The following is a 23216-nucleotide window of genomic DNA, read 5'->3' as shown; positions in this document are numbered from 1 at the left end:
TTTAGGACTGGAGCGACTGCGTCACCGAGAGGTGGCCGGCGCGGTCGGCGATGAGGCACTTGGCCAGGTAGAACGGCCGGTTGGCGTGCCGGACGTACTGGGTGAGGACCAGCACCGGGTCCGAAGCGCGCAGGTCCAGCAGCTTGGCGCGGCTGGGCCCGACCTGGCTGAGCCCGATCTGGCACTCGCCCGGGCCGAGCCCCCTGCCCGCTGCTTTGTTGAGGGCCGTGAGCAGGGTGGCGCCGCCGTCGTCCTTGATGTCCAAGGGGGCGGCGGCGCCGCCGGCGAAGCTCACGGGGAGCGCGGAGATATTTTCCTGCAGGTGGGCGATGGGTTCGCCGTCGCGGATGAGGACGGACTCCCAGAGCCAGACGTCGCTGCCGGGCTCGACGCCGACGCCGGGGGCGACGAACTCGGAGGCCGGCTGCTTCTCGACCTGGATGCGTTTGATTTCGACCTGGTGGCCGGGGCCGCCGAGGACTTCCTCGAAGGGGCGGATGCGTTCGATGCCGATGCGGGGGAGGGTGTCGGAGACGAACCGGCCGACGCCGCGGCGGGCGCGGATGAGGCCGTCCTCCTCGAGCAGCATGAGGGCTTCGCGGACGACGGTGCGGCTGACTTTCATGTCGGTGCCGAGTTCGGTCTCGGTGGGGAGCATGGAGCCGGGCTGCAGCAGGTTGTTGCGGATGGCTTCGGCGATCCGCGAGTAGACGGCGACCCGGAGCGGTGAGCCGGGCTGGGCTTCCACCGGCTGGGACAGGAACCGGACGGCGTCCTCGTGCACGTTATGCCTCGCTTGCTCTTGTTCGGGGAGTTCCAGCGTAGCAAGTGGTACGCGCTTGTTGGACAACGTGGGTGTTTTCACTCCTTTCGGGATGCCGCGCCGTACAGGTGATTGCACCAAAGTGACCGTTAAGGTGGCCCTATGGCTGTAAATACTCGGGGCTACGGACTGGCCCATCCGGTTTACCTTGACGTTCCCATGATGCTCAGCTTCCTGGCATATCTGGAAGGAGGTTTCGCAGTTTCTGAAACGGAAAAGACGACTGCCAGTGGAGCACGCGAGCGCTTCCTCAAGGCACGCGGTGGTCTTCGCGCAAAACTCTGGGCCATTGGGGAGGCCAATGTCGAAGGTGAGGGAAGCACAAAGAACACAGACCAGACACAAACAGAGTCGTCTACGGAACGGCACCACACGGAGGCAAGCCTTTTCAACCTGCTCTATGAGTACCTGGTAGCGGACGAAGAAGTCATACAGCTTGAGGAATCAAACCAGCTCGAGGGACTGTACACCGGACAGCTTGTGGAGCTTTCCGGGGAATACCTAGGCAACCCGATTGAGGACGTATTGAGTTTCTTCAACGCCGTCCTTCCGTACGTGGCAGGGGAGGACGGGACCGCAGCCCAGGACAAGGGCGTCTCCGGCCGTCAGGCGCAGCGGTCCGGGAATCCAGCAAAGCGGGCGGCCGGCGCCCAAACCGCTGCTTCAAAAGACAAGGACAACTCCGAGACGATCTACCTCCTTAAACGCATGAGCCAGGACATCGACAATAGTCCGGTTCATGACGTGCTGTTCCGCACTGAAAGTGGCCTGCAGGCTGTAGTAACCGCCTCCTCTTTGTACTACTCGACGACGACGGCTGAGTATCTTCGGGCCGGACAATTTCGGGTATTTGGGAAGGTCACAAAGGTGGTCGCGGCTGGAGACTCCATAAATCTGACCCGGAGGACAGTTGTCGGAGCCGCTGGACCTGACATGGCAAAGGGCATGGTCGCCAGCGTCAGTGAGCAGGAAGACCTCCACCTAAGCATCGCTAATCCAATCGTTCCCGGCCCGACAGTGCAGGTCCTTCCTATGGCGATATTCATTTAGAGCTAGGTCCGGGACATTTATTCATAGGAGTCTGCGGCTGCGCGGCGCCGCAGAGCAGTCGACTCTGCGGCGCCTTGTTTTGCCCCAACCTCAGGCTGTTACTTAGCTGGACAGCTGCCTGATGTGTCAGACGGCAAATTGAGCTTGACCCTGATTTTCTGTGCGACAGCACTCGGTGAGCTTTCCCATGCATTCCAAGCCGATATCAAGTTGGCTTCAGTGGTCTGGCTCGCCACATTTGCGGCGCTGCTCAGTTCCACGTACATATTGTCGGCAAGGGTCGCTACATCCGTTTTCACTGATCCTGGCCATTTGGCGGCCGGGTCTGAAAGCCCTTCAATCGTCGTACGGTAGCCATCACGTAGAGCCGCGGTTGCTTTTCTTGCCGCCGCAAGGTCCAGAGGCTCAGTTTGTAGGACTTTATTTGCCTTGTCAGCCAGAATGTTGCTAGGACAGACCGCGCCCAGATAGTACCGTCCTGCCTCCGTGAGGGTCATTAATGTGGGTGTGGGAGTTGGCGGGGCCGTTGCGGTGGCGCTGGTGGGTGGGCTTGAGCTTGAGTTTGTCTGTCCCTCGGCGTTGCAGGCCGTCAGAGCTAAGGCGGATACAGCCAGGACAGCATAGATTGTCTTCAATGAATTCCCCATATAGTGCGGTTGGTAACCTCCGAAGACTAGCTGGTAGGCGGGACATTCATGTAGTTGGGGGCGACGATCTTCTTGTGAATTGGCCCTTTAGGTTTTGCCGATAGCGGTAGCGTCGTGACTTTTTGTTCCAATTGCGCGCCACCGCAAGCTCGGGCGGTCAGCCGCAAGGAGTACAAACTCGTAGTTACCCGTCCTTGGGACTTCCTAATGAGGCCAGTCGCAGGAGCTCGTCGAGTGCCTCGTAATTACCTGTGACGGCTTCTCCGCCCGATAACCGCAGGCTTCGGTAAGGATTTGAGCAGCGGTTGCGGCCATCGTCGGGCTCCACTGGCAGGAGAACTCAGCCGGGGTTTGGTGATCTATGGACTTTATTCCAATCCAATAAAGCCAAATAAAGATCATAAACACGATCAACAGGTTCGGGTAATCAACGGATGCTCCTACCTTGGACATACCAGCCGTAGGGTTTTGACAAGGTCAGCCAGCCGACCTCGTCAGGCGCGTTCAACGGAGACGCTCGGGGCCCAGTCTCAGTTGATCGGCTCCTGTTCGAGGCGAACGCATGATCCGCAGATGTCGCTGCCCAGCGCTCTATGGAGCTTCGACTCCTCTGCAGTCAGCCTGGTCAGTGCAGCCCTCGACGGCGCCTGCTCCGGTCCCCAAGCGTCGCGGTGCGCCAGCAGGGTTTTGTGATTCAGGCGATGTCCTGTTCACTGAATGAGATCGTACTTCGGTTTCAGCGGGCTCGGTTTCGACGAACTCAACCAGCGGAGTAATTTCAACAGGCTCGCGCTGGCAGGCCCGGTTAGCGATCTGGGCGATGGTGGCGACAGAATGTTCTGAAGCGAATCTGGCCCTGGCTCGGCTTCGTCAATACCGGATACCCGCCTTTTCATGATGCGCCGAACTAAGGAATTCCCGTTGCAGATCAACAAACAGACGCTGAAAGAAGACGGGTTCTCCGGATTCAGGTCGTTCAAAGAGTTGGACATCAACCGGGTTCCCCAGGCCCCCGGAATCTATGCGGTGCTCAAACCCGAAGGATTCGAACGGTTATTCCTTGCGAAGAGCGTAGGGGGCCGGTTCAAGAGGCGGAACCCGTCCCTGCTCCCGGCCGCGTTGGAGGCGGAGTGGATCGAGGACGCGGATGTCCTCTACATCGGGAAAGCAGGTCCCGGCAGCACCGGCAATCGCGGACTCCGAAAGCGCATTCAGGAGTTCGCCGACTTCGGCCAGGGGAAGCCTGTTGGCCACTGGGGCGGGCGGCTCATTTGGCAGCTCAGCGACTCCCAATCACTGGTCATTGCGTGGAAGGAACTGGCAGCAGCCGAGGTGAATGCTGCTGAAGCCGCCTATCACGCGAAATTCATCAGCACGTACGGAAGACTGCCCTTCGCCAACTTGGTGCAGGCCAGGGCGTAGGGACACGCATGCCCCAAGCGTGATTTTGGTGGGTTCTGCTTCCGGGCAAACTGCTCTACCTTTTTGCTATGGCCATGGGCAACGTTGCCCTGACCCTTTATAGGAATTTCTACTCAGTGAGGAGTGGGAAGGTCATGCCTCTACGGACCAAAATTTTTCTTGGCGTCCTCGTCCTGTTGCTGGTTGTCGGCGGCGGAGTGTTTTTTTACAACGACAACATCAAAAGAAGCCGGGCAGGCGAGTACAACCCCGAGATCAGCCCGGCAGATTTCACCACCAACATCACCAATAAGTATTTTGCACTCCCCGTCGGCAAGAAGATGACGTATGAGACCATGGCCGGAGGAGGGGTCACCGAACGGATCGAGATTGAGATCCTGCCGGAGAAGAAGCAGATAGACGGCTTTGAGACGGTCGTCTATCTGGACAAGGAATACAAGAACGGGCAGCTGGTAGAGGAAACCAGGGACTACCTCGCGCAACACAAGAACGGTGACGTGTGGTACTTCGGCGAGGATGTGAATAACTACTGGAACGGGATTCTGATCCACCACGCGGGCAGCTTCATCCATGGAAAAGATGGGGCAAAAGCCGGGATTTGGATGAAGGCCGAGCAGCGTGTTGGGGATTCCTACCGGCAGGAATTTTACATTGGCAATGCGGAGGACATGAGGGATACCCTCGCCACCGGCCAGACCGTCTCCACGAAAACCGCCAAGTACACCGACTGCGTCAAGGTCTACGACTGGACGCCGCTCGAGAAGAACTCACGGGAGCATAAGTATTACTGCCCCCAGGTCAGGTCGCTGGTCCTTACCGAGGACCTCGAGACGGGCAGCCGGTCAGAGCTCGTAAGTGTGGTCCAGCCGTAGGGTCGGTTTCGACAAGCTCAACCGGCGGGCGTCGACAAGCTCAACCAGCGCCCATTGGCGGAACAGGGCGGGGCCGGTCACCTGCGTGGTTCGCCTTTTCCACCAGATCAGACGCCCAGGGGCGGGGCCCATGGTGGAAGAGCATGCCTTCGGGCAGCCCCTGAACAGTCGCGTCGGAACCTGAAATGTCGATGGTGATCCGGCTGTTAGCCATCGGGGCGTTGGAGATGTGCAGGTGGCCGTAGGATTCCGGGAGCACGGGATCCATCCAGAGGCCGCCGCGGGCAACGTCGGCGTAGTAGCCCATCAGGCCCTTCACGAGCTGGATTGGCGTGGTCGCCGCCCAGGCCTGCGGCGAGCATGCCGTGGGGTAGGGGACTGGTTCGTCGAAGTGCTCCCGGCTGAACCCGCAGAACAGTTCCGGCAAGCGTCCTTCCGAGTACTCGGCCGCCTCAAAGAGGGCTGTGGAGATCCGCTGCGCCTGCTCGACCAAGCCGTAGCGCAGGAGGCCCGCCGCGATGATCGCATTGTCGTGGGGCCAGACGGATCCGTTGTGGTAGCTGGCGGGGTTGTAGGCACCCATGTTGGTGGCCAGGGTGCGCACTCCCCAGCCGCTGAACATCTCGGGGGACATGAGCCGTTCGGCCACCAGCGGGGCCTTGTCCGCATCGACGATGCCGAACAGCAGGCATTGCCCCATGTTGGACGCGCAGGCGTCCACCGGCCGCTTGCGGCCGTCCAGGGCGATGGCATAGTAGCCGCGGTCGGGCAGCCAGAACTGCTCGTTGAACTGCCTTTTTAGCTGCGCCCCGCGCTCCCGGTACTCGGCCGACAGAGCCACGTCGCCGGCGTCGTATGCTATCCAGGACCGGGCCATGTAGGCGCTGTAGACGTAGGCCTGCACCTCGCACAGTGCGATCGGGGGCTCGGCCAGAGTCCCGTCGGCAAAGTTGATGCCGTCCCACGAATCCTTCCAGCCCTGGTTGATCAGACCGGTGTCATTGAGCCGTTCGTACTCGACGAAGCCGTCGCCGTCCTTGTCGCCGTAGTCGCGGATCCAGTCCAGCGCGCGGTCCACGTGCGGCAGCAGGGCCGAGATGGTTTCGGCGGCGAATCCCCAGCGGCTGACTTCCCCGAACAGGGCCACGAACAGGGGTGTGGCGTCGACGCTGCCGTAGTAGGCGGACTTTCCGCCCAGGGCCAGGCCGCTGGAGACATCGAGCCGGACCTCGTGCAGGATCTTTCCGGGTTCCTCCTCGCTCATCACATCCACCACGCTGCCCTGGCGCTCGGCGAGCGTCTGGATGGTGCCGAAGGCCAGGGACGGATCCACCGGCAGCGCCATCAGGGATGCCCACAGGGAGTCCCGGCCGAACAGCGCCATGAACCAGGGCGCGCCGGCGGCCACCACGATCCGGTCCGGGTGGTCGGGATCCTCGATGCGGAGCGCCCCCAGGTCGTCATAGCTGCGGCGGAGCGTCCGCTCGATGGAGCGGTTGCCCATGCGGAGCATCGGGATCTTTGACACCCACTCCTGCCGGCGGAGATCGCGCGGAGACAGCCCGCCCTCGTCGGTACGGACAAAGGGCGCCACGGCCCCGGACATGTCCGCGGTGGGCACCGCGCTGACGGTGGCGCTCCATTCTCCATGCGGCGGGACAACGGCGTGGAACGTCAGGGCCTCCGGTGTGGCGTCTGCGCCAATGGCTGACACGACGACGCCCTTCCGAATGTCCTGCCAGACGGCCCGGATGGTCAGCGCGTCACCGTCCGTTTGGCGGGACTCGTCCCAGCGCCGCTGGACGCGGGCCTCCTTCACCTCGAAAAGGTCCGCGAAGTCCGCGTCGACTTTGAGGGAGACCACGCATTCGGCGGGGACCGTCGCGTAGTTCCAGACGGTGATCTGCTCCAGGATTCCGGTGCCCACCTCGCGGAGCCGTTCAACAATCAGCGGGCTGTCCGCGTGGCCGTCCGGGCGCGGGACCCGGCCGGCAAACAGGCCCCGATACGGTTCCTTGGTCTTGGCCGCGAGCGGCTCCAAGGGGGCTCCGTTGACGGTCAGATGCCAGCCGGACAGGATACGGGTGTCCTCAAAGAACACCCCATGCGGATACTCCGGGCTGATGTCCCCGTTCGACCCGGAGATGCAGAATGATGAGCCCTCCACCAGGGTGACCGCGCCCGGCCCCGCCGAACCTGCAGCAGTGTCAGCATTCCATCCAGCCATCCCTGCTCCTTCTAAGGACCGACTTCAATCAGACGCTACGCCTGCCCGCCGATCGATACCAGAGCCGGTCGATACCAGAGCCGGTCCGGACCTCAGCTGGCGACCGTCTCCTTCGCAGCAGATTCCTTTGCCTTCATCCATTCGGTCATCCACGGTGCCCGGACGCTGGAGGTGATGCGGCAGTCGGCCACGAAGGTGCCCTTGGCGCCGGCGTCGATCCAGTCCTGGAGCGCGGAGAGATCCTCCAGGGTGCGGACGATTGCGGATTCGGCCCCGATCGCGCGGGCTATCCCGCTGAAGTCCACCTCGGGGATCAGCATGGGCTTTTCGGTCAGGCCCTGCGAACCATACTGGTGGATCTCGGCCCCGTAGGCGGCGTCGTTATAGATCACGACGACGGCGCTGCTCGCCGTGCCCACGAGCGACTCCAGGTCGGACAGGCCCATCAGGAATCCGCCGTCGCCCGCGGCCAGTACCAGGGTGTTGCCGTCGTCCACCGCCCGGGCGGCCCCCACGCCGCTGGCCAGTCCAAGCCCGATCGTCTGGTAGGCGGTACCCACCATGACCAGGTCCTGAGGGCGTGGGATGCGCCAGTACATGGGTGCCCAGCCCATGAAGTGCCCGCCGTCCTGGACCACGGTGCGGCGTTCCGGCAGGACGGCATCCAGCGCGGTGGCAAGCGCCCGGGGGTCAAGGCGGCCGTCGGGGGTCTCCGCGCTGCCCGGGTGGTGGCAGGGTCCTTCGGCCAGGCGCTTGAGGGCTTCCGCGCGCCATGCCTTCGATGCAGCGGCCTTCGATGCGGCGGCCTCGGACGGAGCGGCAGGATCCAGCAGCCGGAGGAGCCCGCCTGCTGCGGCCTTCACGTCCGCGCCGACGAACAGGTCCACCCGCGGGTGCGTCGGCTCCATGGCGGTGTCGATCTGGATCACGGTGGCGTCCGGGCTGATCAGGTGGCCGAAGCGCATGGTGAAGGGAGTCAGGCTTGCGCCCGCCACGAGCACCACGTCCGCCTCGCCCATGAGCCCGGCGGCGGTATCCGTGCCGAAGCCGCCCGCGACGCCGAGGTAGCCCTCGCCCTGCAGCAGGTTCAGCGCCAGTGCCGTCCCGGCCGTGAGCGCACCGAGGCGGTCGGCGAGCTCCCGGAGTTCGGGGCCGGCTCCGGCCAGGTGCGCACCGCGGCCGGCAAGGATGAGCGGCCGCTTTGCGCCGGTGAGGAGTTCGGCTGCCCGTCCGAGTCCGCCGTCGACGTCGTCCCTCACCGCTGCCGCCGCCGGCGGCACGGGAAGCTCCTCCTCCGCCGCCTCAACAGCCGCCAGATCGTACGGAATGGCGATCACGACGGCGGTCCGCCGGGCAAGTGCGTACTCCACCGCTTCCTGTGTGATGGAGCCCGCGGCGTCACGGGTGGCCGTGAAGGTCGCCGCCCCCAGCCCTGCGGCGATCGCCGCCTGGTCCACGTCCCACGGACGTGCGCCGCTGCTCGGGGCGTCCCCGGTGACGAGCACGACTGGGATCTGCGCCTGCACCGCTTCCGCGAGGGCCGTCAGGGCGTTGGTGTAACCGGGGCCGTAGGTGGTGGTCCCCGCCGCGAGGCGCCCGGATGTCCGGTAGTAGGCGTCCGCGGCCGCGATGGCGGCACCTTCATGGCGTACGGCCGTGAAGCGGAGGCCCTCCTTCTCGGCGGCGTCCAGGAAGTGGACGTTTCCGTTGCCCATCACACCGAACACATCGCTGACATAGCTGCTGAGAACCTGCGCCACGCGTCCGGACACTGTAAGTGAAGTCATGCAGGAATCGTCGGATGTAGGCTGGCGATAGGCAAGAGAGCTGACTTTCGCTGGGATATTTGTCAGCCAGACCGCGAGCTAAGTGAAAATATGCCCAGTGTGGTGCCAATCACAACCTAGCTGGGCAGGCGGTTCTCCTGCTGTGACAGCCGGTCCAGGAGGCCGTCGTAGCGGGGCGGCATGAGCTCCACTACGGAGATGGCCGTGCTGGTTCGCTGGATCCCGTCTATTTCCAGGATCTCGTTGGTGATCCGATAGAGATCGGCCGTGTCCCGGGCCACCACTTTGGCCATGAGGTCCGCGTCTCCCGTGGTGGCGTGGACCTCGATGACCTCCGGGATCGCAGCGAGCCCGCTTTCGATCGATTTCGCGCGGGCCTGGCTGATGGCCAGGGAGAGGAAAGCCAGCAAGCCGTAGCCGAGCGCCGCCGGGTTCAGCCTCCGGCTGAAGGACCGCAGGGCGCCGCCGCTCTCAAGCTTCGTCAGGCGTGCGTGGACGGTGTTCCGTGCGACGCCGAGCGTCCGGGAAAGAGCCAGGGCGCTGGCTTCCGGGTCCTTGTCGAGGGCGAGGATGATCCTGGCATCCAGGGAATCGAAGGTGCGGGGATTCGGGATGGTCATATTTTCACCACAGACGATAGAAGTTGAGCAGAAATCCCAAGGGGTTAAGCGTATCTTGCAATGTGGCCCGGGTCACTTCCATGATCAAGCCTCATGACCAGTGATCAAATTCTGATGGCAACGGAAACCGCGCACCCCACCCTGCGTGCAGCGGTCTCCGGCCTGCCGTCCTATGTCCCGGGCCGGCGCAGCGCCGGCGCGGACATCGCAGCACTCGCCAGCAACGAAAGCCACTACGAACCCTTGCCCGCGGCCGCCGCCGCGGTGGCTGAAGCGGCGGGCAGGATGAACCGCTACCCGGACATGGCCGCCGTCGAACTCCGCGAACGGATCGCCGGCCATCTTGCTGTCACCGCCGGGGAGATCGCGGTGGGACCCGGCAGTGTCGGTGTTCTCCAGCAGATCATCACCGGGCTATGCGACGCCGGGGATGAAGTGATCTTCGCGTGGCGCTCGTTCGAGGCCTACCCCATCCTGGTGGAGCTGGCAGGTGCCCGGCCCGTCCGCGTCCCGCTGGACGACGCCGAGGGCCACGACCTCGACGCCATGGCCGCAGCCGTCACCGAACGGACCAAGGTGATCCTGCTCTGCACCCCCAACAACCCGACGGGCGTCCCGATCAGCCATGACCGCATCGCGGCGTTCCTCCGCTCCGTCCGCTCCGACATCCTCGTGGTGATCGACGAGGCCTACGTGGAATACGCCGAGGCGGGCAGCGGGCCGGACTCCCTGACGCTCTACCGTGAGTACCCGAATGTGTGCATCCTCCGCACCTTCTCGAAGGCCTACGGACTCGCCGGCCTGCGCGTGGGATATGCAGTGGCCACACCAGACATCGCGGAGGGACTGCGCCGGACCGCCATCCCGTTCGCGGTGACGGCCCTGGCCCAGAAGGCTGCCGTCGCTTCGCTGGACGCGACCGGCGAGATGCAGGCAAGGGTCGCCGTCGTCCAGAAAGAGCGCTCGCGGTTGGCCGCACGGCTGGAGGCCCAGGGATGGACGCTGCAGCCAAGCCAGGGCAACTTCCTGTGGATCCGGGCAGACGACGACCTCACGGCGAGGCTCGTGGCCGCCTTCGACCAGGCGGACATCCTGGTCCGCGCCTACCAGGGCGACGGCATCCGGATCACTGTTGCCGAGCCCGCTTCCAACGACCGCGTGCTCCACGTTATGGAAGCCGTCCTGGCAGCCCACGCTGCCTGAAAAACCCCACCCGTTCCACCTTTACCCGTTCGATCTTTTCCCGTTCGACAGACAACCAGAGGACTCCCCATGGAACAACGGACAATGACGTCTGGCCGCGCACTGGGCGCGGCACTCAAACCCCGCCAGCTCACCATGATGGGGCTCGGAAGCGCAATCGGCGCGGGCCTCTTCATCGGCTCCGGTGCCGGCATCCAGGCCGCCGGGCCGGCCGTGCTGATCTCCTACCTCGTGGCGGGCACGCTCATCATCCTGGTGATGTGGGCCCTCGGCGAGATGGCCGCCGCCAACCCGGACAGCGGTGCCTTCTCCGTCTATACCGCCAAGGCCTACGGGCCGGTGGCCGGTGCCACGGTGGGCTGGCTCTGGTGGCTGCAGCTCGTGGTGGTCATCGCCGCCGAAGCGCTCGGTGCGGCAGGCCTGCTGTCCACCATCTTCCCGGCCCTGCCGGTGTGGCTGACGGCCTTCGTGTTCATCGTGGTGCTCACCGCCGTGAACCTCACCAGCGTGAAGAACTTCGGCGAGTTCGAGTTCTGGTTCGCCCTGCTCAAGGTGGCAGCCATCGTCGGGTTCCTCCTGGTGGGTGCTGCCCTGCTCTTCGGCTGGCTGCCGGGCGTGCAGTCGCCGGGCCTGGCCAACTTCACCGGAGGCGATGTCGCTCCGCACGGCTTCGCCGGGATTGCCACGGCACTTTTCGTGGTGGCATTTGCGTTCGGCGGCACCGAGATCGTGTCCGTGGCGGCAGCCGAGACCGCGGAGCCGGCCCGCAGCGTGAAGAAGGCAGTCCGGACGGTGCTGTGGCGCATCCTGGTGTTCTACATCGGCGCAATCTTCGTCATCGCTGCCGTGGTTCCCGTGGGTTCGGCGGGGCTAAAGAGCCCGTTCGCTGCCGTGCTGGAGGCCGCGGGCATGCCCGGTGCAGCGACTGCCATCACCCTGGTTGCCGTAGCGGCACTGCTCTCCGCCCTCAACGCCAACCTTTACGGCGCCTCCCGGATGGCGTACTCCCTGGCTGAGCGGGGTGAGGCTCCCCGCTTGTTGGCTTCCGTCTCCAAGGCCCAGGTCCCGGTCGTCGCAGTCCTGGCCAGCGTCGCCTTCGGAGTTGTTACGGTTGTGCTGGAGCTGGCCTTCCCCGAGATGGTCCTGCCCGTCCTGCTCAACATTGTGGGCTCGACCTGCCTGCTGGTCTGGACGTCGGCGCTCCTCGCCCAACTTGCACTGCGTCTCCGCGCGGACCGTGATGGAACCACCCTTCCGCTGCGGATGCCCGGCTTCCCGTGGCTCACGGGCCTTGGCCTGCTCATTCTCGCGGCCATCTTCACCGTCGGCTTCATCGGCGAGGATTCCCGTCCCCAGCTCCTGAGCACCTTCGGCCTCGTGGCGCTCCTGGCGGTAGCGAACTGGCTGCGCCACCGTTCCGCCAAGACTCCGGCGCGCGTCCAGTCCCCGGAGCGCGTGGAATCGCCGGTGCTCGTCGACTGAACCCTGCCTGGGGATTTCGCAAAGTGGAGGGCGCGTCCGGCCTGGCCGGACGCGCCCTCCGCTGCTGCGTGCCTCAGGTCGTTGACGCCGTACTTGGGAGCTGCCACCCTGACGGCAAAGCCCCGATGGGCACGACGCGACGCCTTGATCGGCGAAGGAGACGGACATGAGCGAGCTCGACGATTTCCTGACCACCATGCTGGACCGACAGATAGCAGCGGAAACGGCGATCCACAACGGCGATGTGGAGCCGAGAATGGCCCTGTGGTCACGCTCCGATCCGGTCACCCTATTGGGCGCGATGGGCATGTCCAACGTGGGATGGGACGCCGTCAGCCAGACGTTCCGCTGGGTGGCGTCACGGTTCTCGAATTGCACCGCCTACAGTTTCGAGCTGCTCGCCGCCGGAGCCAGCGGGGACCTTGCATACACCGTCGGGTTCGAGCGCGCTGCCCTAAGCGTCGACGGCGGTCCGCCCCAGTCCACGAAGCTCCGCGTCACCCACGTCTACCGCCGCGAAAGCGGAGAGTGGAAAATCGTCCACCGGCACGGCGACTATGTTCCGCTTGACGCGACCGCTGCGGCTGAGGGAAATGCAGCCGGACCGGAGACCTGACGGAAGCCGGGGCGCCATCCGCTGCTCACAGATGTAACGGCCCGCCGCGGCGCCGGCTAAGGGAAGCGATCCCGGGCAGGGGGATCAGGGCTGGGTGCCGTTGTACTCGTCGTCGGTGATGTGCTCCAGCCAGGTCGTGGTTGTGGCGGGGTCGTCACCGTGCTCCAGCATGGCGATGTGCTCCATGAAGCAGCCGGGCGCGGCAGCGTGCCAGTGCTCTTCGCCGGGCGGGGTGTACAGGGTCTGGCCGGGGTAGACCTCGATGGTGGTGCCGTCGCGGCCACCGAACCGGGCGACGCCCTGGGTGACGCGGAGGTACTGTCCGCGGGCGTGGGAGTGCCAGGCGGTGCGGGCCCCGGGGGCGAACCGCACGGTCGCGACCACCATGCGCTGGTCGCCTTCGTGGGGAAGCGCGATGGGGTCCAGCCACACATCGCCGGCGAACTGCTCGGGCGGATTCTTGCCGGTGGGGTTGGCGGGTTCGATGTTCATGCGTTCTCCTTGCTGGTTATGGAAGTCGATTCTGTCGCCGCCCAGCTGGCGAGCAGCCGGAGGCCGTCCTCCGACGGGGTGCCGGGGTCGGCGCTGTAGGCGGTGAGCGTGAGGCCGGGCGCGTTCGGGAGCATCAGGGCGTCGAACGCCAAATGCAGGTCTCCGACGGCGGGGTGGCGGAAATCCTTGTAGCCTCCCCGGTGGAGGCGCACGTCGTGCCGTGCCCACCGGGCGCGGAAGTCCTCCGAACAGGTGGACAGCTCCCCGATCAGCTCGGTAAGGGACTTGTTGAACGGGTCACGGCCCGCCTCGGTGTGGAGGATCGCGACCGAGGTATCGGCCGCCTTCTCCCAGTCGGGGTACAGGCCGTGCGAGCGGTGGTCGAGGAAGGCGAAACGTGCGAGGTTCACGGTTCCGGTGTTCTGTCCGTACGCCTCGGAGTACAGTGCGCGCCCAAGGCCGTTGATCGCCAGGACGTCCAGCCGGCCGTTGCGGACGAACGCGGGCACGCCGACCATGGATTCCAGCAGCCTCTGAATGCTGGGGGTCACACCCTCGCTGGGCTTGCGCCGCGGCCGCGCCGAAGGTGACGCCGCGCGGGCCAGGTTGTAGAGGTGCTCCCGTTCGGCCTCGTTCAGCTGGAGCGCCCTGGCGAGCGACTCGAGCACGCTTTCCGAGACCCCGGCAAGTGAGCCGCGTTCGAGCTTGGTGTAGTACTCGACCGAGACGCCGGCCAGCAGCGCGACCTCTTCGCGGCGCAGCCCTGGGACGCGGCGGGTGCCACCGAACGAGGGCAGGCCCGTCTGCTCCGGGCTGAGCTTCGCCCGCCGGGTGCCGAGGAACTCACGGATCTCGCTGCGGTTGTCCATGCCGACCACGCTACTTTCACATCCTTTGTGGAGGGAGTCTCTGTCAGTACCCGTATCGGCAGAGTCTCCCGCACGGGCGGGCCGAGGGCGTTGACTTGTGCCATTCGACCTACTGAAAAGGAACACCCATGACTGACGAGACAGCGGGCTGGACGGGCGGCCAGCGCGCCTTCGGCGATTTCGCCCCTGGCCTGGTGCACTACACCGACCGCGTCCTCTTTGACGAGGTGTGGGAGCGCCCTGAGCTTTCCAAACGCGACCGCAGCCTCATCACGGTCGCGGCGCTGATCGCCGGCGGGAACGCCGAGCAGCTGACCTTTCACCTCGACTACGCCAGGAAGAACGGCCTCACGGAGGAACAGCTCATCGAGGCCATCACCCACCTCGCCTTCTACGCCGGCTGGCCCAGGGCCATGTCGGCGATGACCGTCGCGAAGAACGTCTTCACCGCTTGTTCGGGGCAGGAGAACTGATCCAGCTCGGTTTCGACAGGCTCAACCGGCCGGGTTAGGCTCGGTTTCGACAGGCTCAACCGGCGGGGTTTCGACGGGCTCAACCAGCGATGCATCGCGGAGGGCCAGGGCTGCCTGGACCAGCGCGGCGTGGGTCATGGCCTGCGGGTAGTTGCCGAGCAGCGCGCCGGTGGCGGGATCGATCTCCTCACTGAACAGACCCAGCGGGCCGGCGACCCCAAGGACCGCCTCAAACATCTCCGCCGCCTCCGCTGCCCGTCCCGTGAGGGCGAGGGCCTGCGACAGCCAGAAGGAGCACGGCAGGAACGCACCCTCGTCCCCGGGCAGCCCGTCCTGTCCCGGCGGGTAGCGATACAGGAACGGGTAGCCGGCCGAGAGTTCCGCCCCCACAGCATCCACCGTTCCCCGCAGCCGTGCAGAGCCCGGCGACTCGAAGCCGGTCACAGGCAGGATCAGCAGGGCCGAGTCGAGGTCGGTGGATCCATAGGAGCGGGTGTACGTGTTCCGAGCAGTGTCGAAGCCCCGTATCCGGATGTCGGCGGCCACAGCGCTCCTCGCCGCTTCCCACCGGCGCCGCCGCCGGGCACTGATGTGATGGCTCCCGGCGATGCGCAGGGCCCGGTCCAGGGCAAGCCAGCCCATGATCTTCGAATGCACGTGGTGCGCGGCGTCCGCGCGGATCTCCCAGATCCCGGCGTCCGGTTCCGGCCAGCGCCGCGCCACGAGGTCCGTGAACCCGCGCATCGCCCGCCACGTCTCCGAATTGAGCCGGTGCCCCTGCCGGACGAGGTTCCATGCGGCGTCCAGGACCCAGCCGTAGCCGTCGAGCTGATGCTGGTGTGAGGCGCCGTTGCCCATCCGCACCGGAGCGCTGCCCATGTAGCCCGGCCAGTTCTCCAGGGTGCGCTCGCGGGGGACGTGCCCTCCGGTCAGGGTCAGCAGGGCCGGCAGCTGGGGCCGCTGCAGCCTGCTGGCATGCAGCAGCCAGTTCAGGAAGTTCAGTGCCTCGCCGTCCTTGCCCAGGCCAAGGAAGGCGGCGATGCCGATGCTGGCGTCCCGCGGCCAGGCGTATCTGTAGTCCCAGTTCCGGATGCCGCCCGGATCCTCGGGCAGGGACGTCGTCGGGGCTGCCACGGGCGCGCCCGACGGCGAGTAGGTCAGCAGCTTCAGCGTCAGCAGGCTCCGCAGCACGGGCTCCCGGAACGGGACGTCCCCGCTGATGCCCGATGTCCACTCAAGCCAGCGGGCCTCGTCGGCCTCCACCAGGTCCCAGGCGGTCTCGGGATCGACCCAGACCAGCGGTTCCGTGTACGCCAGGGCGAGGACCATCACAACGGGACGGCCGGGCTCAACGGTGATAACCGTCGTCGTACCCGGCTCCACGCGCACCCCGCCGCTGCAGCCGAGCGACATGGCCAGGGCACCCCATTCGCACACCAGGTGCTGTCCCTGCCGGACCCGGGGACGGAGGTGGCGCTCGCCGAGGCGGGGGTTAAGTTCGACGGCGGCCTGAACCGGGACGCCGTCGGCCTCCAGCCGCCGGATCAGGAGAGTCGTGGGCAGCAGGCGGCCCGACACCTCCGCCACCATTGCTTCGGTGAGGGTCAGGGTGCCGCCGTTCGTGGCCCAGACCGTCTCGAGCGTGGCGGTGTGCCGACGGTAGCGACGGATGAGGCGCTCGGCGGGCAGGGCGGGGCCGGCGCGGAAGGTGCCCGCTTCCGGGCCTCCGAGCAGGGCACCGAAGACGGGATCGCCGTCGAAGGTGGGAGCGCAGAGCCAGTCGATGCCGCCGTCGGCCGAGACCAGGGCAGCGGTCCGCGTATCTCCCAGCAGCCCGTAGTCGGCAAGGGCGGGGGAGTGCATGGCTTCCATATTCCCGTTCACCTTCTCTCGCGTACGTTCTCCCGGGCGGAAGCGTCAGTTGACCGTGAGCAGCAGCCCAAGCAGCGAGCCGTAGACCAGGTGGGCCGCCACGGCCACCGCCGGCGTCTGGATCCCGTAGTTCAGGCCCAGCAGGCCCGGCGGTTCAAGCGCCGCGCGGCTGGCGGGCCCGGCTCTGGTGCTGGCCATTCGGGGATGGATGCCGGGCAGCAGGGGCAGAATGACGGTGAGTGCAACCGCAACGTGCAGGAGTCCGAGCAGGGCGCCGATCCACCAGGTGGCCCGGCCCAGCAGCGCAAAGACCGCCGCGTAGCCAAGGGCGAAGACCTGCCCCGCGGCCAAGTGGATGAAGAAGCCGGCGATCCGCGCCTTGTCCGGATCCGGCGTGACGAGGCTGCCCAGGACCAGCGGCAGGTCGAGCCGGGTCCAGCCGGCCATCTGAAAGGCGATCATCACCGCGGTCAGGGCTGTGGTGGCAAGCAGCCCGAACAGAGCCCAGCCCTGCCAGTCCATCTCAACCTCCCGTGGCCTTCTAAAGCTAACTTAATTAATTTTAGAACCCGGGGGCGCGGCGGGCAAGGTCCGGCTGGTTTCGACGGGCTCAGCCGGCGGGCTCGGTTTCGACAAGCTCAACCAGCGGCTCCGGTGGTTCACCGCCCGGCGAGGTGCCCCACCACGTACTCGGCATCCATCCCCACCGCCGCCACCGTGGACGAAGCGTGCTTGGTGAGCCACGGGAGCCCGACCGCATAAAGCCCCGGAACCTCCGTGACTCCCCGGGAATGGCGCGGGTAGTTCCACTCGTCGAGCACGGGAATGTCCAGGAAGCCGAAGTCCAGGCCGTAGCCGGTGCTCCAGATGACGGAGGTGATGCCCTCGGCGTCCAGGTCCAGGCGCGCCCCGGAGGAAGGAAGCTGCCAGTCATCCACCGGAGCAGGTTCAGCAACGGGCGCCTCGATGCCCGCCGCGGCGATGTACGCGTCAAGCATCACCTTCATCCGCTGCCCGAACGCCGATTCCACCAGCGCCATGCGGGCGGCGAGGTCGTCGCTGAAGGTGATTACGCCGTCGTCCGTTTCCTCAAAGTGGCCGTGCAGGCGGACGCCCCGGCGGCCCAGGTCCCGCAGCCGGATGCTGTGCCCGCCGTCGTTGCCGGAGACGAGCGGATTGCACATGAAGCGTGCGGCGGGCGACGGGAGCTGCGCAGCCTGCAGGCCGTTGATGCCGTAGTCCGGCCCGTGCAGGTTGACCTGCAGCAGCCAGTAGAACGTGTCCTGGCCCCGGTAGCGCCGCGGCGCCTCGGGGCAGGCCGACACGGACAGGTGCACCTCCCGGCCGGCGGCGAGCAGGTCCTCGGTGATCTGGCCGCCCGACTGCCCGGTCCCCACCACCAGCACCGCGCCGCCGGGCAACTGCGCCGGGTTGCGGTAGTCATGGCTGTGCAGCTGGGTAATGCGCTGGGGGAGTTTGGCGGCCGACGCCGGAATCCGCGGCCGCTGATAGGCCCCGTTCGCCAACACGACGTTCCGTGCCAGCCAGCGCCCCTGGTTTGTGTCGACGGCGAACCCGCCGTCCGCCGTCGGCCCGCCAGCCCGGGCAACCCGGGTGACCTCGGTCCCCAGCCGCACCGGTGCCGCGATCCGCCGGGCGTAGTCCCGGAACAGCTCGATCACCTGATCCCGGGGCAGGAACGCGTCAGGCTCGGGCCCGTCGTACGTCATGCCAGGCAGCAGGAAAGCGAAGTTCGGCGTGTTCAGGTAGAACGAGTCCCAGCGGTCCTGCCACGCGCCGCCCAGTTCCGGGCGCTGCTCCAGCACCTGGTGTTCGACGCCGGCCCGGCTGAGCCAGTAGCTCGTGGCCAGGCCGGCCTGCCCCGCCCCGATGACCAGGGTGTCGACCTCTCGTGCGGGGGCGGCAGGCGGGGACATGGCTACTTCTTCGCGGCCCTGGGTTTGGGTTCCTTGGCGGCCTTGGGCGGCAGGCTGGCGACGTACGCGAACGCCTTCTCCGTCCAGGCCCGGGCCCGCGCCTCGTCGCCGTCGCCCTCTTCGTTCCACATCTCCGGCAGGCCTGTGTACCCGCCCATGGGACGCTCTGCGGGGCCGAAGGGAACCGTCCGCTCCGAGGACTCGAGCACTTCGCGGTCCTCATCGGAGAGCTTGATGCCGATGGTCGGCCCGAACAGCCCGGCGAACATGTTGCCGTTGACGAACGCGCCGAGGTTCCCGAACATCGGCTTGATGACCACCCCGGGATGGTCGGGCACCACGGCCCGGAAGTGTTCCTTGTCAGCCTCGGACGCTTTGGGCATTTCCATCGGTGCACCTCCGGGTAGCAGGGCTCAGGCAGCATCTCATGGGCGCGGCTCAGTGCCGTCCCATGCCGGGATCATACGCCCGCCCGGCGGCCCCGGCCACCGTCGCGCTGACCAGGCCGGCCGGAGCGCGGACCAGCCCCCAGATGCTCCGCGCCGCCGCCTGTCTGGGAGCCCTCCTCACCGCCTGCTCAGCCGGGAGCTCCTGCGCTGCGGCGGCTCTGCGCCGGATCGAATGGTTGTTCCTGCAAGTTTGGCGAGGTGCCGGCTGGATCTCGTGTAGAGTGGAGACCGTTGTTGTGTTTGTATTTGGTAGTTCAGGCAGTACGCGCGGTCGAAAGTCCGCGTTCTTCTGAAGTAGCGGTTTTGAACACCCCACGCCGGAGGACCCGAAAGTCGGGACTTTTCCTCCACCTTCACGAAGGACAAAAATAATGGCTACTGGCACCGTCAAATGGTTTAACGCTGAAAAGGGCTTCGGCTTCATTTCCCCGGACGACTCCTCGCAGGACGTTTTCGCGCACTACTCCGCGATCAACTCCTCCGGCTTCCGCTCCCTCGAAGAGAACCAGAAGGTCTCCTTCGAAACCGAGCAGGGCCCCAAGGGTCCCCAGGCCGTCAACATCCAGGCCATCTAATTTCCTAGATAACCTGGGACCGCAAGGTTTCTGAGCAGGGCCCGTCTCCGGACGGGCCCTGCTTTTTGTTAACCCGGGTGTGCTGGTTGAGCCAGCAGCCGCTGATTGAGCTTGTCGAAATCAACGCGAGCCGGGTTTCGACAGGCTCAACCACCGGCTGTTAGAGCTGGCCGCGCGCGGCCAGAAACGCGGTCAGCGCGGGGTTTTCGACTTCTTTCGCCAGCCAGGGGACGGCCTGGGCAGCGGTCTCGTCACCGAGCACCGCGCGGTGGGACTGTGCCCGGACTACGAATTCGCGCATTCCGCTCCGGCTGGCAAGTGCCCCGAGACGCTCGACCACTTCTTCCGCCCGCTCAGACCGTGCCGCGAGAGCCACTTCCGCCGCAACATCCAGCAGCCGGGCCGAATACCAGAGATACCAGGGCTTGGGCTCCATCCCTCTGTCCACCCAGTGCTGCGCCGCGGCGAGGTCGCCGTGCGCCAGGAACAGGCGCGCTTCGGCCCCCGCGGCGAGGGCCATGTAGCAGTGGTCTCCGGCCAGGTCCGCCATCACCCAGGAGCGGTCGATCATTTCGGCGGCAGCCTCGAGGTCGCCGGCCGCCAGGTACGTTTCGCCGCGTACTCCGGCCACGAACGGCTCAAACGCTGTCCAGTGTTCGGCGGCGATCCATTCCAGAGCATGGTCCAGGGTCTTGGCCGCCAGGTCCAGCTCCCCACGCAGCAGCAGGACCCGGCCCAGGAGCGCGCTGCTGAACGCCTGCTGCCGGCGGTTCCGCATCTCCCGGGCCAGCTTCGCGGACGCGGTCAACGCATCCATCGCGTCCCCATAGCGTGCGGTGTCCGACGCCAGCATGCCCTGAATCGCCAGGACCCGTGCCTGCTCGTCGGGGAACCCGGCGGCGGCAGCACTGGCCCGGTCCAGCCAGCCGGCCGCCCGGTCCGGTACGCCCCGCTGCACGGACAGGTACCCCAGCTCGCGGTAAGCCGCCGCGGCAGTCGGGGACCCGCCGTCGTACTTATCCGACGGCGCCACAGCCCTCGGCGCTACGGCCGACGGCGATTCGGCCGTCAGCGCCCGGTGCAGGAAGTCCGCTACTTCCGCGCCGCGGCCGCCCGCCTGGTGGATCATCGCCCCGGCGAGCGTGACCAGCGACTCGGCGAGGAGGTGCCGGTCCGGCGTGCGCTGGGCCAGGACGACGGCGAGCCGCAGCTGATCCAGCCCCCGGTCCACGGCGCCGGCAGAGAGTGAGGCGCCGCCGGCGTCGAGATAGGACCGGACGGTAGCCACCGTGGCGGGAATCCCCGGGTCGGTCTCAGGTGCCGCGCCGGACAGCGCCGTGCGGATTTCAGGAGGCAGCGGGAGGCCCAGTTCGTCGCGGTAAAGGTTGGCGCACTTGCTCACATGCTCGCGCGCATGCCGGTGCTCACCAATCGCCACCAGCGCCCGGACCAGCACCGCGTTGCAATCAGTGTGGAACGGGTCCCGCTGAAGCGCCCGGGAGGCCAGCTCCGCAGCCTGCCGCGGATCGCCCGAAGCCATGGCGGACACTGACGACTCGTACAGCACGGACTGCGCGCAGTTCTCCAGCCGGTAGCGCTGATCCGCCAGCCAGGAGTCGAAAACCGGGCAATCGACGAAGGACAGCCCCTCGAGCAGCTGGCCGTTCAGGCTGTACGGGTCAGGGCGGGGGACTGGCCCCGGCCCGACGAGTTCCACAGCATCGCAGCGCCACGGCGGGCGCATCTCAAGCCGGAGCGGATCACCCGCCATCGTCACGCCGTCGAGGGTGCGCCGCAGCTCCGACAGGTTCCAACGCAGCGCACCGAGCGGATCGGCAGCATCGGGAAACAGCAGCCCGGCGGTCCTCGACCGTCCAGTGCCCCCAGCCTGCAGGGCGAGGTAGGCCAGCACAGCCCATGCCTTGCGGCCGCGGGGCTGTGGAGGACTTGCGCCAGGGGACTCGATCCGCGGCGGACCGAGGAGCCGGATCCACGTCTCGGCCATACGGCTCATGGTACCGCCGCGGCTATTCGCTGTCTGCGGTGCCTCACACGCTTGTTCACACGCCCGCCGAACACACTGAGATCACCAATCAGCACCAACACGCATCCGAGGGAAACACCATGGAACTGCTCATCATCATCCTGCTCGTTGGACTCTGGGTTGTCGGCGCCACCGTCCGTGCCGTCCTCACCGACGGCCGTGGCCACACCCCCGTCGTGCGTTCCACCGAGGGATGGCACGCAGGGCGTCTGCCCAGCGTTCCCTTCTCCGAGGCGCGGCTTTAGGCTGGGGACTGGGGTTTTGAAGGACACAGCCAACAGAAGCCCGGGGCCGTTCGTGTCTGGGCGGCCCCGCCCTTAGACTGGGGGCAGGTGAGCCGGGAAGTCTGGTCGGCACGGTATTTGGCGACCCAACGATCAGGACACCTCATGGACCAGCACACCCCCTCACCTCCGCCCCCCGGCGGATCCACCGTTTTCGGACGCGGCAGTTACGCCGAGGCGCTGCGCATCGCGGCGATACTGCGGAAAGAAACGGTCGGCGGCGCCCTGCTGGTCGCTGCAGCAGTCGTCGCGCTCATCTGGGCCAACTCACCCCTGGCCGACAGCTATTTCGCCCTCCGGGACTTCAGGATCGGCTACGAGCCCTGGCACCTAAACCTCAGCCTCGGAGCCTGGGCCGCCGACGGACTGCTGGCAATCTTCTTCTTCCTCGTCGGGCTCGAACTCAAACGGGAGTTCGTCGCCGGAGACCTGCGGCAGATCAGCAAATCCGTCGTCCCCATCGCCGCCGCCGTCGGCGGTGTCGCTGTGCCCGCGGTCATCTACGCCCTGGTCAACCTCTCGAGCCCGGAGCTGTTGCGGGGCTGGGCCATCCCCACCGCCACCGACATCGCCTTCGCCGTTGCCGTCCTGGCGATCATCGGCTCCCACCTGCCCAGCGCGCTGCGGATCTTCCTGCTCACCTTGGCCGTGGTCGATGACCTGATCGCGATCAGCATCATCGCCATCTTCTACTCCAGCGACATCCAGCCCGGGCCGCTGCTGCTGGCACTGATTCCCCTGGGCCTCTACACGTTCCTCGCCCAGAAATACCGCCGGTTCTTCGGAACCAGGCTGGCAGCAGCCTGGCTCATCCTGCTGCCCCTGGGCATCGCCACCTGGACGCTCGTGCACGCCTCGGGCATCCACGCCACCGTCGCCGGTGTGCTGCTGGGGTTCGCCGTCCCCGTGATCCGCTCCCAGGCCAGCGGCGGTCCGGACGCCGGTCCTGGCCTCGCGGAAACCTTCGAACACCGCTTCCGCCCCATTTCCGCCGGCATCGCCGTACCGATCTTCGCGTTCTTCTCCGCCGGAGTCGCCCTCGGAGGATGGGAAGGGCTGGTCTCCGCCCTGACCGACCCGGTCGCCCTGGGAGTGATCCTCGCCCTCGTACTGGGTAAGCCTGCCGGGATTCTCGGCACCAGCTGGGTGCTCACAAAGGCAACCCGGGCAAGGCTGGATGATTCGTTCAAATGGATCGACATCTTCGGCGTCTCCGTCCTGGCGGGAATAGGTTTCACCGTCTCCCTGCTGGTGGCTGAACTCAGTTTCGGTCACGGAAGCATCGAGGACGACCACGCCAAAGTCGGCATCCTGACGGCGTCCCTCATTGCTGCGCTGCTCGCATCAGCCGTCCTCAGCACCAGAAACCGCCAGTACCGGCTGGCAGAAGCCGAAGAGAAAATCGACTCGGACCATAACGGCGTCCCCGACGTCTATGAACGGGACCACCGCTCCTGAATCACGTCCCGGTG

General features: G+C 66.2%; 23 protein-coding genes. 10 read left to right on the top strand and 13 right to left on the bottom strand.

What is annotated here, in order from left to right:
• Position 1: 1 nt before the first annotated feature.
• Positions 2–784: a GntR family transcriptional regulator gene (locus ARGLB_RS20985; RefSeq protein ID WP_003806133.1), complete on the bottom strand. Its 783-nt coding sequence runs from the start codon at positions 782–784 to the stop codon at positions 2–4.
• A 141-nt stretch (positions 785–925) separates the two neighbouring features.
• Here ARGLB_RS20985 and ARGLB_RS20980 point away from each other — a divergent pair, with 141 nt between their 5' ends.
• Positions 926–1873: a DUF6414 family protein gene (locus tag ARGLB_RS20980; RefSeq protein WP_003806132.1), complete on the top strand. Its 948-nt coding sequence runs from the start codon at positions 926–928 to the stop codon at positions 1871–1873.
• A 98-nt stretch (positions 1874–1971) separates the two neighbouring features.
• On the opposite strand, the gene ARGLB_RS23410 is transcribed toward ARGLB_RS20980, so the two are convergent.
• Complete coding sequence (locus ARGLB_RS23410; protein ID WP_003806131.1) at positions 1972–2370, bottom strand: hypothetical protein; 399 nt, start codon at positions 2368–2370, stop codon at positions 1972–1974.
• Positions 2371–3050: 680 nt separating this feature from the next.
• Positions 3051–3203, bottom strand: coding sequence for a Wadjet anti-phage system protein JetD domain-containing protein (locus ARGLB_RS24490; protein ID WP_373279143.1), 153 nt, complete (start codon positions 3201–3203; stop codon positions 3051–3053).
• Positions 3204–3414: 211 nt separating this feature from the next.
• On the opposite strand from ARGLB_RS24490, the gene ARGLB_RS20975 reads away from it, so the two are divergent.
• Entirely contained in the window at positions 3415–3942 is a 528-nt protein-coding gene (locus ARGLB_RS20975; protein WP_003806130.1) for a hypothetical protein, read from the top strand.
• 68 nt (positions 3943–4010) lie between these two features.
• Positions 4011–4814: a hypothetical protein gene (locus ARGLB_RS20970; RefSeq protein ID WP_003806129.1), complete on the top strand. Its 804-nt coding sequence runs from the start codon at positions 4011–4013 to the stop codon at positions 4812–4814.
• 40 nt (positions 4815–4854) lie between these two features.
• Here the strand turns inward: ARGLB_RS20970 and ARGLB_RS20965 are convergent, their stop codons facing one another.
• The 3 genes from ARGLB_RS20965 to ARGLB_RS20955 all read right to left on the bottom strand — a co-directional run bounded on the left by ARGLB_RS20965 (position 4855) and on the right by ARGLB_RS20955 (position 9448).
• A complete protein-coding gene (locus tag ARGLB_RS20965; RefSeq protein WP_003806128.1) occupies positions 4855–7041 on the bottom strand; it encodes an amylo-alpha-1,6-glucosidase in 2187 nt (728 codons plus the stop codon).
• A 92-nt stretch (positions 7042–7133) separates the two neighbouring features.
• Entirely contained in the window at positions 7134–8828 is a 1695-nt protein-coding gene (locus ARGLB_RS20960) for a thiamine pyrophosphate-binding protein (RefSeq protein ID WP_003806127.1), read from the bottom strand.
• 116 nt (positions 8829–8944) lie between these two features.
• On the bottom strand, positions 8945–9448 hold the full coding sequence (locus tag ARGLB_RS20955) for an Lrp/AsnC family transcriptional regulator (protein ID WP_003806125.1): 504 nt from the start codon (positions 9446–9448) through the stop codon (positions 8945–8947).
• Between the two features lie 93 nt (positions 9449–9541).
• Here ARGLB_RS20955 and hisC point away from each other — a divergent pair, with 93 nt between their 5' ends.
• From hisC to ARGLB_RS20940, 3 genes are all read left to right on the top strand, one after another.
• Complete coding sequence (hisC, locus tag ARGLB_RS20950; RefSeq protein WP_003806123.1) at positions 9542–10651, top strand: histidinol-phosphate transaminase; 1110 nt, start codon at positions 9542–9544, stop codon at positions 10649–10651.
• 69 nt (positions 10652–10720) lie between these two features.
• Positions 10721–12133: an amino acid permease gene (locus ARGLB_RS20945; protein WP_043420104.1), complete on the top strand. Its 1413-nt coding sequence runs from the start codon at positions 10721–10723 to the stop codon at positions 12131–12133.
• Between the two features lie 166 nt (positions 12134–12299).
• A complete protein-coding gene (locus tag ARGLB_RS20940; protein ID WP_003806121.1) occupies positions 12300–12749 on the top strand; it encodes a YybH family protein in 450 nt (149 codons plus the stop codon).
• Between the two features lie 84 nt (positions 12750–12833).
• Here the strand turns inward: ARGLB_RS20940 and ARGLB_RS20935 are convergent, their stop codons facing one another.
• Together ARGLB_RS20935 and ARGLB_RS20930 are read right to left on the bottom strand one after the other, a co-directional pair.
• Positions 12834–13241, bottom strand: coding sequence for a (R)-mandelonitrile lyase (locus ARGLB_RS20935; protein WP_003806120.1), 408 nt, complete (start codon positions 13239–13241; stop codon positions 12834–12836).
• The gene (locus ARGLB_RS20930; protein ID WP_043420134.1) at positions 13238–14110 is read right to left on the bottom strand and encodes a helix-turn-helix transcriptional regulator; all 873 of its coding nucleotides are present in this window, start codon (positions 14108–14110) and stop codon (positions 13238–13240) included. Before ARGLB_RS20930 ends, ARGLB_RS20935 begins: the two co-directional genes overlap by 4 nt.
• A 128-nt stretch (positions 14111–14238) precedes the next feature.
• Between ARGLB_RS20930 and ARGLB_RS20925 the strand changes: the two genes are divergently transcribed.
• Complete coding sequence (locus tag ARGLB_RS20925; protein WP_003806118.1) at positions 14239–14583, top strand: carboxymuconolactone decarboxylase family protein; 345 nt, start codon at positions 14239–14241, stop codon at positions 14581–14583.
• 21 nt (positions 14584–14604) lie between these two features.
• Here ARGLB_RS20925 and ARGLB_RS20920 read toward each other — a convergent pair whose 3' ends face one another.
• The 4 genes from ARGLB_RS20920 to ARGLB_RS20905 all read right to left on the bottom strand — a co-directional run bounded on the left by ARGLB_RS20920 (position 14605) and on the right by ARGLB_RS20905 (position 18781).
• Positions 14605–16455, bottom strand: coding sequence for a glycoside hydrolase family 15 protein (locus ARGLB_RS20920; RefSeq protein ID WP_003806117.1), 1851 nt, complete (start codon positions 16453–16455; stop codon positions 14605–14607).
• A gap of 45 nt (positions 16456–16500) precedes the next feature.
• Complete coding sequence (locus ARGLB_RS20915; RefSeq protein ID WP_003806116.1) at positions 16501–16977, bottom strand: hypothetical protein; 477 nt, start codon at positions 16975–16977, stop codon at positions 16501–16503.
• 137 nt (positions 16978–17114) lie between these two features.
• Positions 17115–18392 (bottom strand): flavin-containing monooxygenase, encoded by a 1278-nt coding sequence (locus tag ARGLB_RS20910; RefSeq protein WP_003806115.1) that lies wholly within the window; start codon positions 18390–18392, stop codon positions 17115–17117.
• Positions 18393–18394: 2 nt separating this feature from the next.
• The gene (locus ARGLB_RS20905) at positions 18395–18781 is read right to left on the bottom strand and encodes a TfoX/Sxy family protein (RefSeq protein ID WP_003806114.1); all 387 of its coding nucleotides are present in this window, start codon (positions 18779–18781) and stop codon (positions 18395–18397) included.
• Positions 18782–19212: 431 nt separating this feature from the next.
• On the opposite strand from ARGLB_RS20905, the gene ARGLB_RS20900 reads away from it, so the two are divergent.
• On the top strand, positions 19213–19416 hold the full coding sequence (locus ARGLB_RS20900; RefSeq protein ID WP_003806113.1) for a cold-shock protein: 204 nt from the start codon (positions 19213–19215) through the stop codon (positions 19414–19416).
• Positions 19417–19576: 160 nt separating this feature from the next.
• Here the strand turns inward: ARGLB_RS20900 and ARGLB_RS20895 are convergent, their stop codons facing one another.
• Positions 19577–21421: an AfsR/SARP family transcriptional regulator gene (locus ARGLB_RS20895; RefSeq protein WP_175305044.1), complete on the bottom strand. Its 1845-nt coding sequence runs from the start codon at positions 21419–21421 to the stop codon at positions 19577–19579.
• A gap of 119 nt (positions 21422–21540) precedes the next feature.
• Here ARGLB_RS20895 and ARGLB_RS23760 point away from each other — a divergent pair, with 119 nt between their 5' ends.
• Positions 21541–21705 (top strand): hypothetical protein, encoded by a 165-nt coding sequence (locus ARGLB_RS23760; RefSeq protein ID WP_003806109.1) that lies wholly within the window; start codon positions 21541–21543, stop codon positions 21703–21705.
• 144 nt (positions 21706–21849) lie between these two features.
• Positions 21850–23202, top strand: a complete 1353-nt coding sequence (gene nhaA / locus ARGLB_RS20890; RefSeq protein ID WP_003806108.1) for a Na+/H+ antiporter NhaA — start codon at positions 21850–21852, stop codon at positions 23200–23202.
• The last annotated feature ends 14 nt before the right edge of the window (positions 23203–23216 follow it).

The sequence above is a fragment of the Arthrobacter globiformis NBRC 12137 genome, assembly GCF_000238915.1.
Classification (GTDB): domain Bacteria; phylum Actinomycetota; class Actinomycetes; order Actinomycetales; family Micrococcaceae; genus Arthrobacter; species Arthrobacter globiformis.
This window is presented reverse-complemented; position numbering and strand designations above follow the sequence as displayed.

What these genes read in the sequence shown, in the direction of transcription:
- ARGLB_RS20980 (WP_003806132.1), top strand. Translation starts at nt 926, where the DNA reads ATGGCTGTAAATACTCGGGGCTACGGACTGGCCCATCCGGTTTACCTT.
- ARGLB_RS23410 (WP_003806131.1), bottom strand. Translation starts at nt 2,370, where the DNA reads ATGACCCTCACGGAGGCAGGACGGTACTATCTGGGCGCGGTCTGTCCT.
- ARGLB_RS20975 (WP_003806130.1), top strand. Translation starts at nt 3,415, where the DNA reads ATGATGCGCCGAACTAAGGAATTCCCGTTGCAGATCAACAAACAGACG.
- ARGLB_RS20970 (WP_003806129.1), top strand. Translation starts at nt 4,011, where the DNA reads ATGGCCATGGGCAACGTTGCCCTGACCCTTTATAGGAATTTCTACTCA.
- ARGLB_RS20965 (WP_003806128.1), bottom strand. Translation starts at nt 7,041, where the DNA reads ATGGCTGGATGGAATGCTGACACTGCTGCAGGTTCGGCGGGGCCGGGC.
- ARGLB_RS20960 (WP_003806127.1), bottom strand. Translation starts at nt 8,828, where the DNA reads ATGACTTCACTTACAGTGTCCGGACGCGTGGCGCAGGTTCTCAGCAGC.
- ARGLB_RS20955 (WP_003806125.1), bottom strand. Translation starts at nt 9,448, where the DNA reads ATGACCATCCCGAATCCCCGCACCTTCGATTCCCTGGATGCCAGGATC.
- hisC (WP_003806123.1), top strand. Translation starts at nt 9,542, where the DNA reads ATGACCAGTGATCAAATTCTGATGGCAACGGAAACCGCGCACCCCACC.
- ARGLB_RS20945 (WP_043420104.1), top strand. Translation starts at nt 10,721, where the DNA reads ATGGAACAACGGACAATGACGTCTGGCCGCGCACTGGGCGCGGCACTC.
- ARGLB_RS20940 (WP_003806121.1), top strand. Translation starts at nt 12,300, where the DNA reads ATGAGCGAGCTCGACGATTTCCTGACCACCATGCTGGACCGACAGATA.
- ARGLB_RS20935 (WP_003806120.1), bottom strand. Translation starts at nt 13,241, where the DNA reads ATGAACATCGAACCCGCCAACCCCACCGGCAAGAATCCGCCCGAGCAG.
- ARGLB_RS20930 (WP_043420134.1), bottom strand. Translation starts at nt 14,110, where the DNA reads ATGGACAACCGCAGCGAGATCCGTGAGTTCCTCGGCACCCGGCGGGCG.
- ARGLB_RS20925 (WP_003806118.1), top strand. Translation starts at nt 14,239, where the DNA reads ATGACTGACGAGACAGCGGGCTGGACGGGCGGCCAGCGCGCCTTCGGC.
- ARGLB_RS20920 (WP_003806117.1), bottom strand. Translation starts at nt 16,455, where the DNA reads ATGGAAGCCATGCACTCCCCCGCCCTTGCCGACTACGGGCTGCTGGGA.
- ARGLB_RS20915 (WP_003806116.1), bottom strand. Translation starts at nt 16,977, where the DNA reads ATGGACTGGCAGGGCTGGGCTCTGTTCGGGCTGCTTGCCACCACAGCC.
- ARGLB_RS20910 (WP_003806115.1), bottom strand. Translation starts at nt 18,392, where the DNA reads ATGTCCCCGCCTGCCGCCCCCGCACGAGAGGTCGACACCCTGGTCATC.
- ARGLB_RS20905 (WP_003806114.1), bottom strand. Translation starts at nt 18,781, where the DNA reads ATGGAAATGCCCAAAGCGTCCGAGGCTGACAAGGAACACTTCCGGGCC.
- ARGLB_RS20900 (WP_003806113.1), top strand. Translation starts at nt 19,213, where the DNA reads ATGGCTACTGGCACCGTCAAATGGTTTAACGCTGAAAAGGGCTTCGGC.
- ARGLB_RS20895 (WP_175305044.1), bottom strand. Translation starts at nt 21,421, where the DNA reads ATGGCCGAGACGTGGATCCGGCTCCTCGGTCCGCCGCGGATCGAGTCC.
- ARGLB_RS23760 (WP_003806109.1), top strand. Translation starts at nt 21,541, where the DNA reads ATGGAACTGCTCATCATCATCCTGCTCGTTGGACTCTGGGTTGTCGGC.
- nhaA (WP_003806108.1), top strand. Translation starts at nt 21,850, where the DNA reads ATGGACCAGCACACCCCCTCACCTCCGCCCCCCGGCGGATCCACCGTT.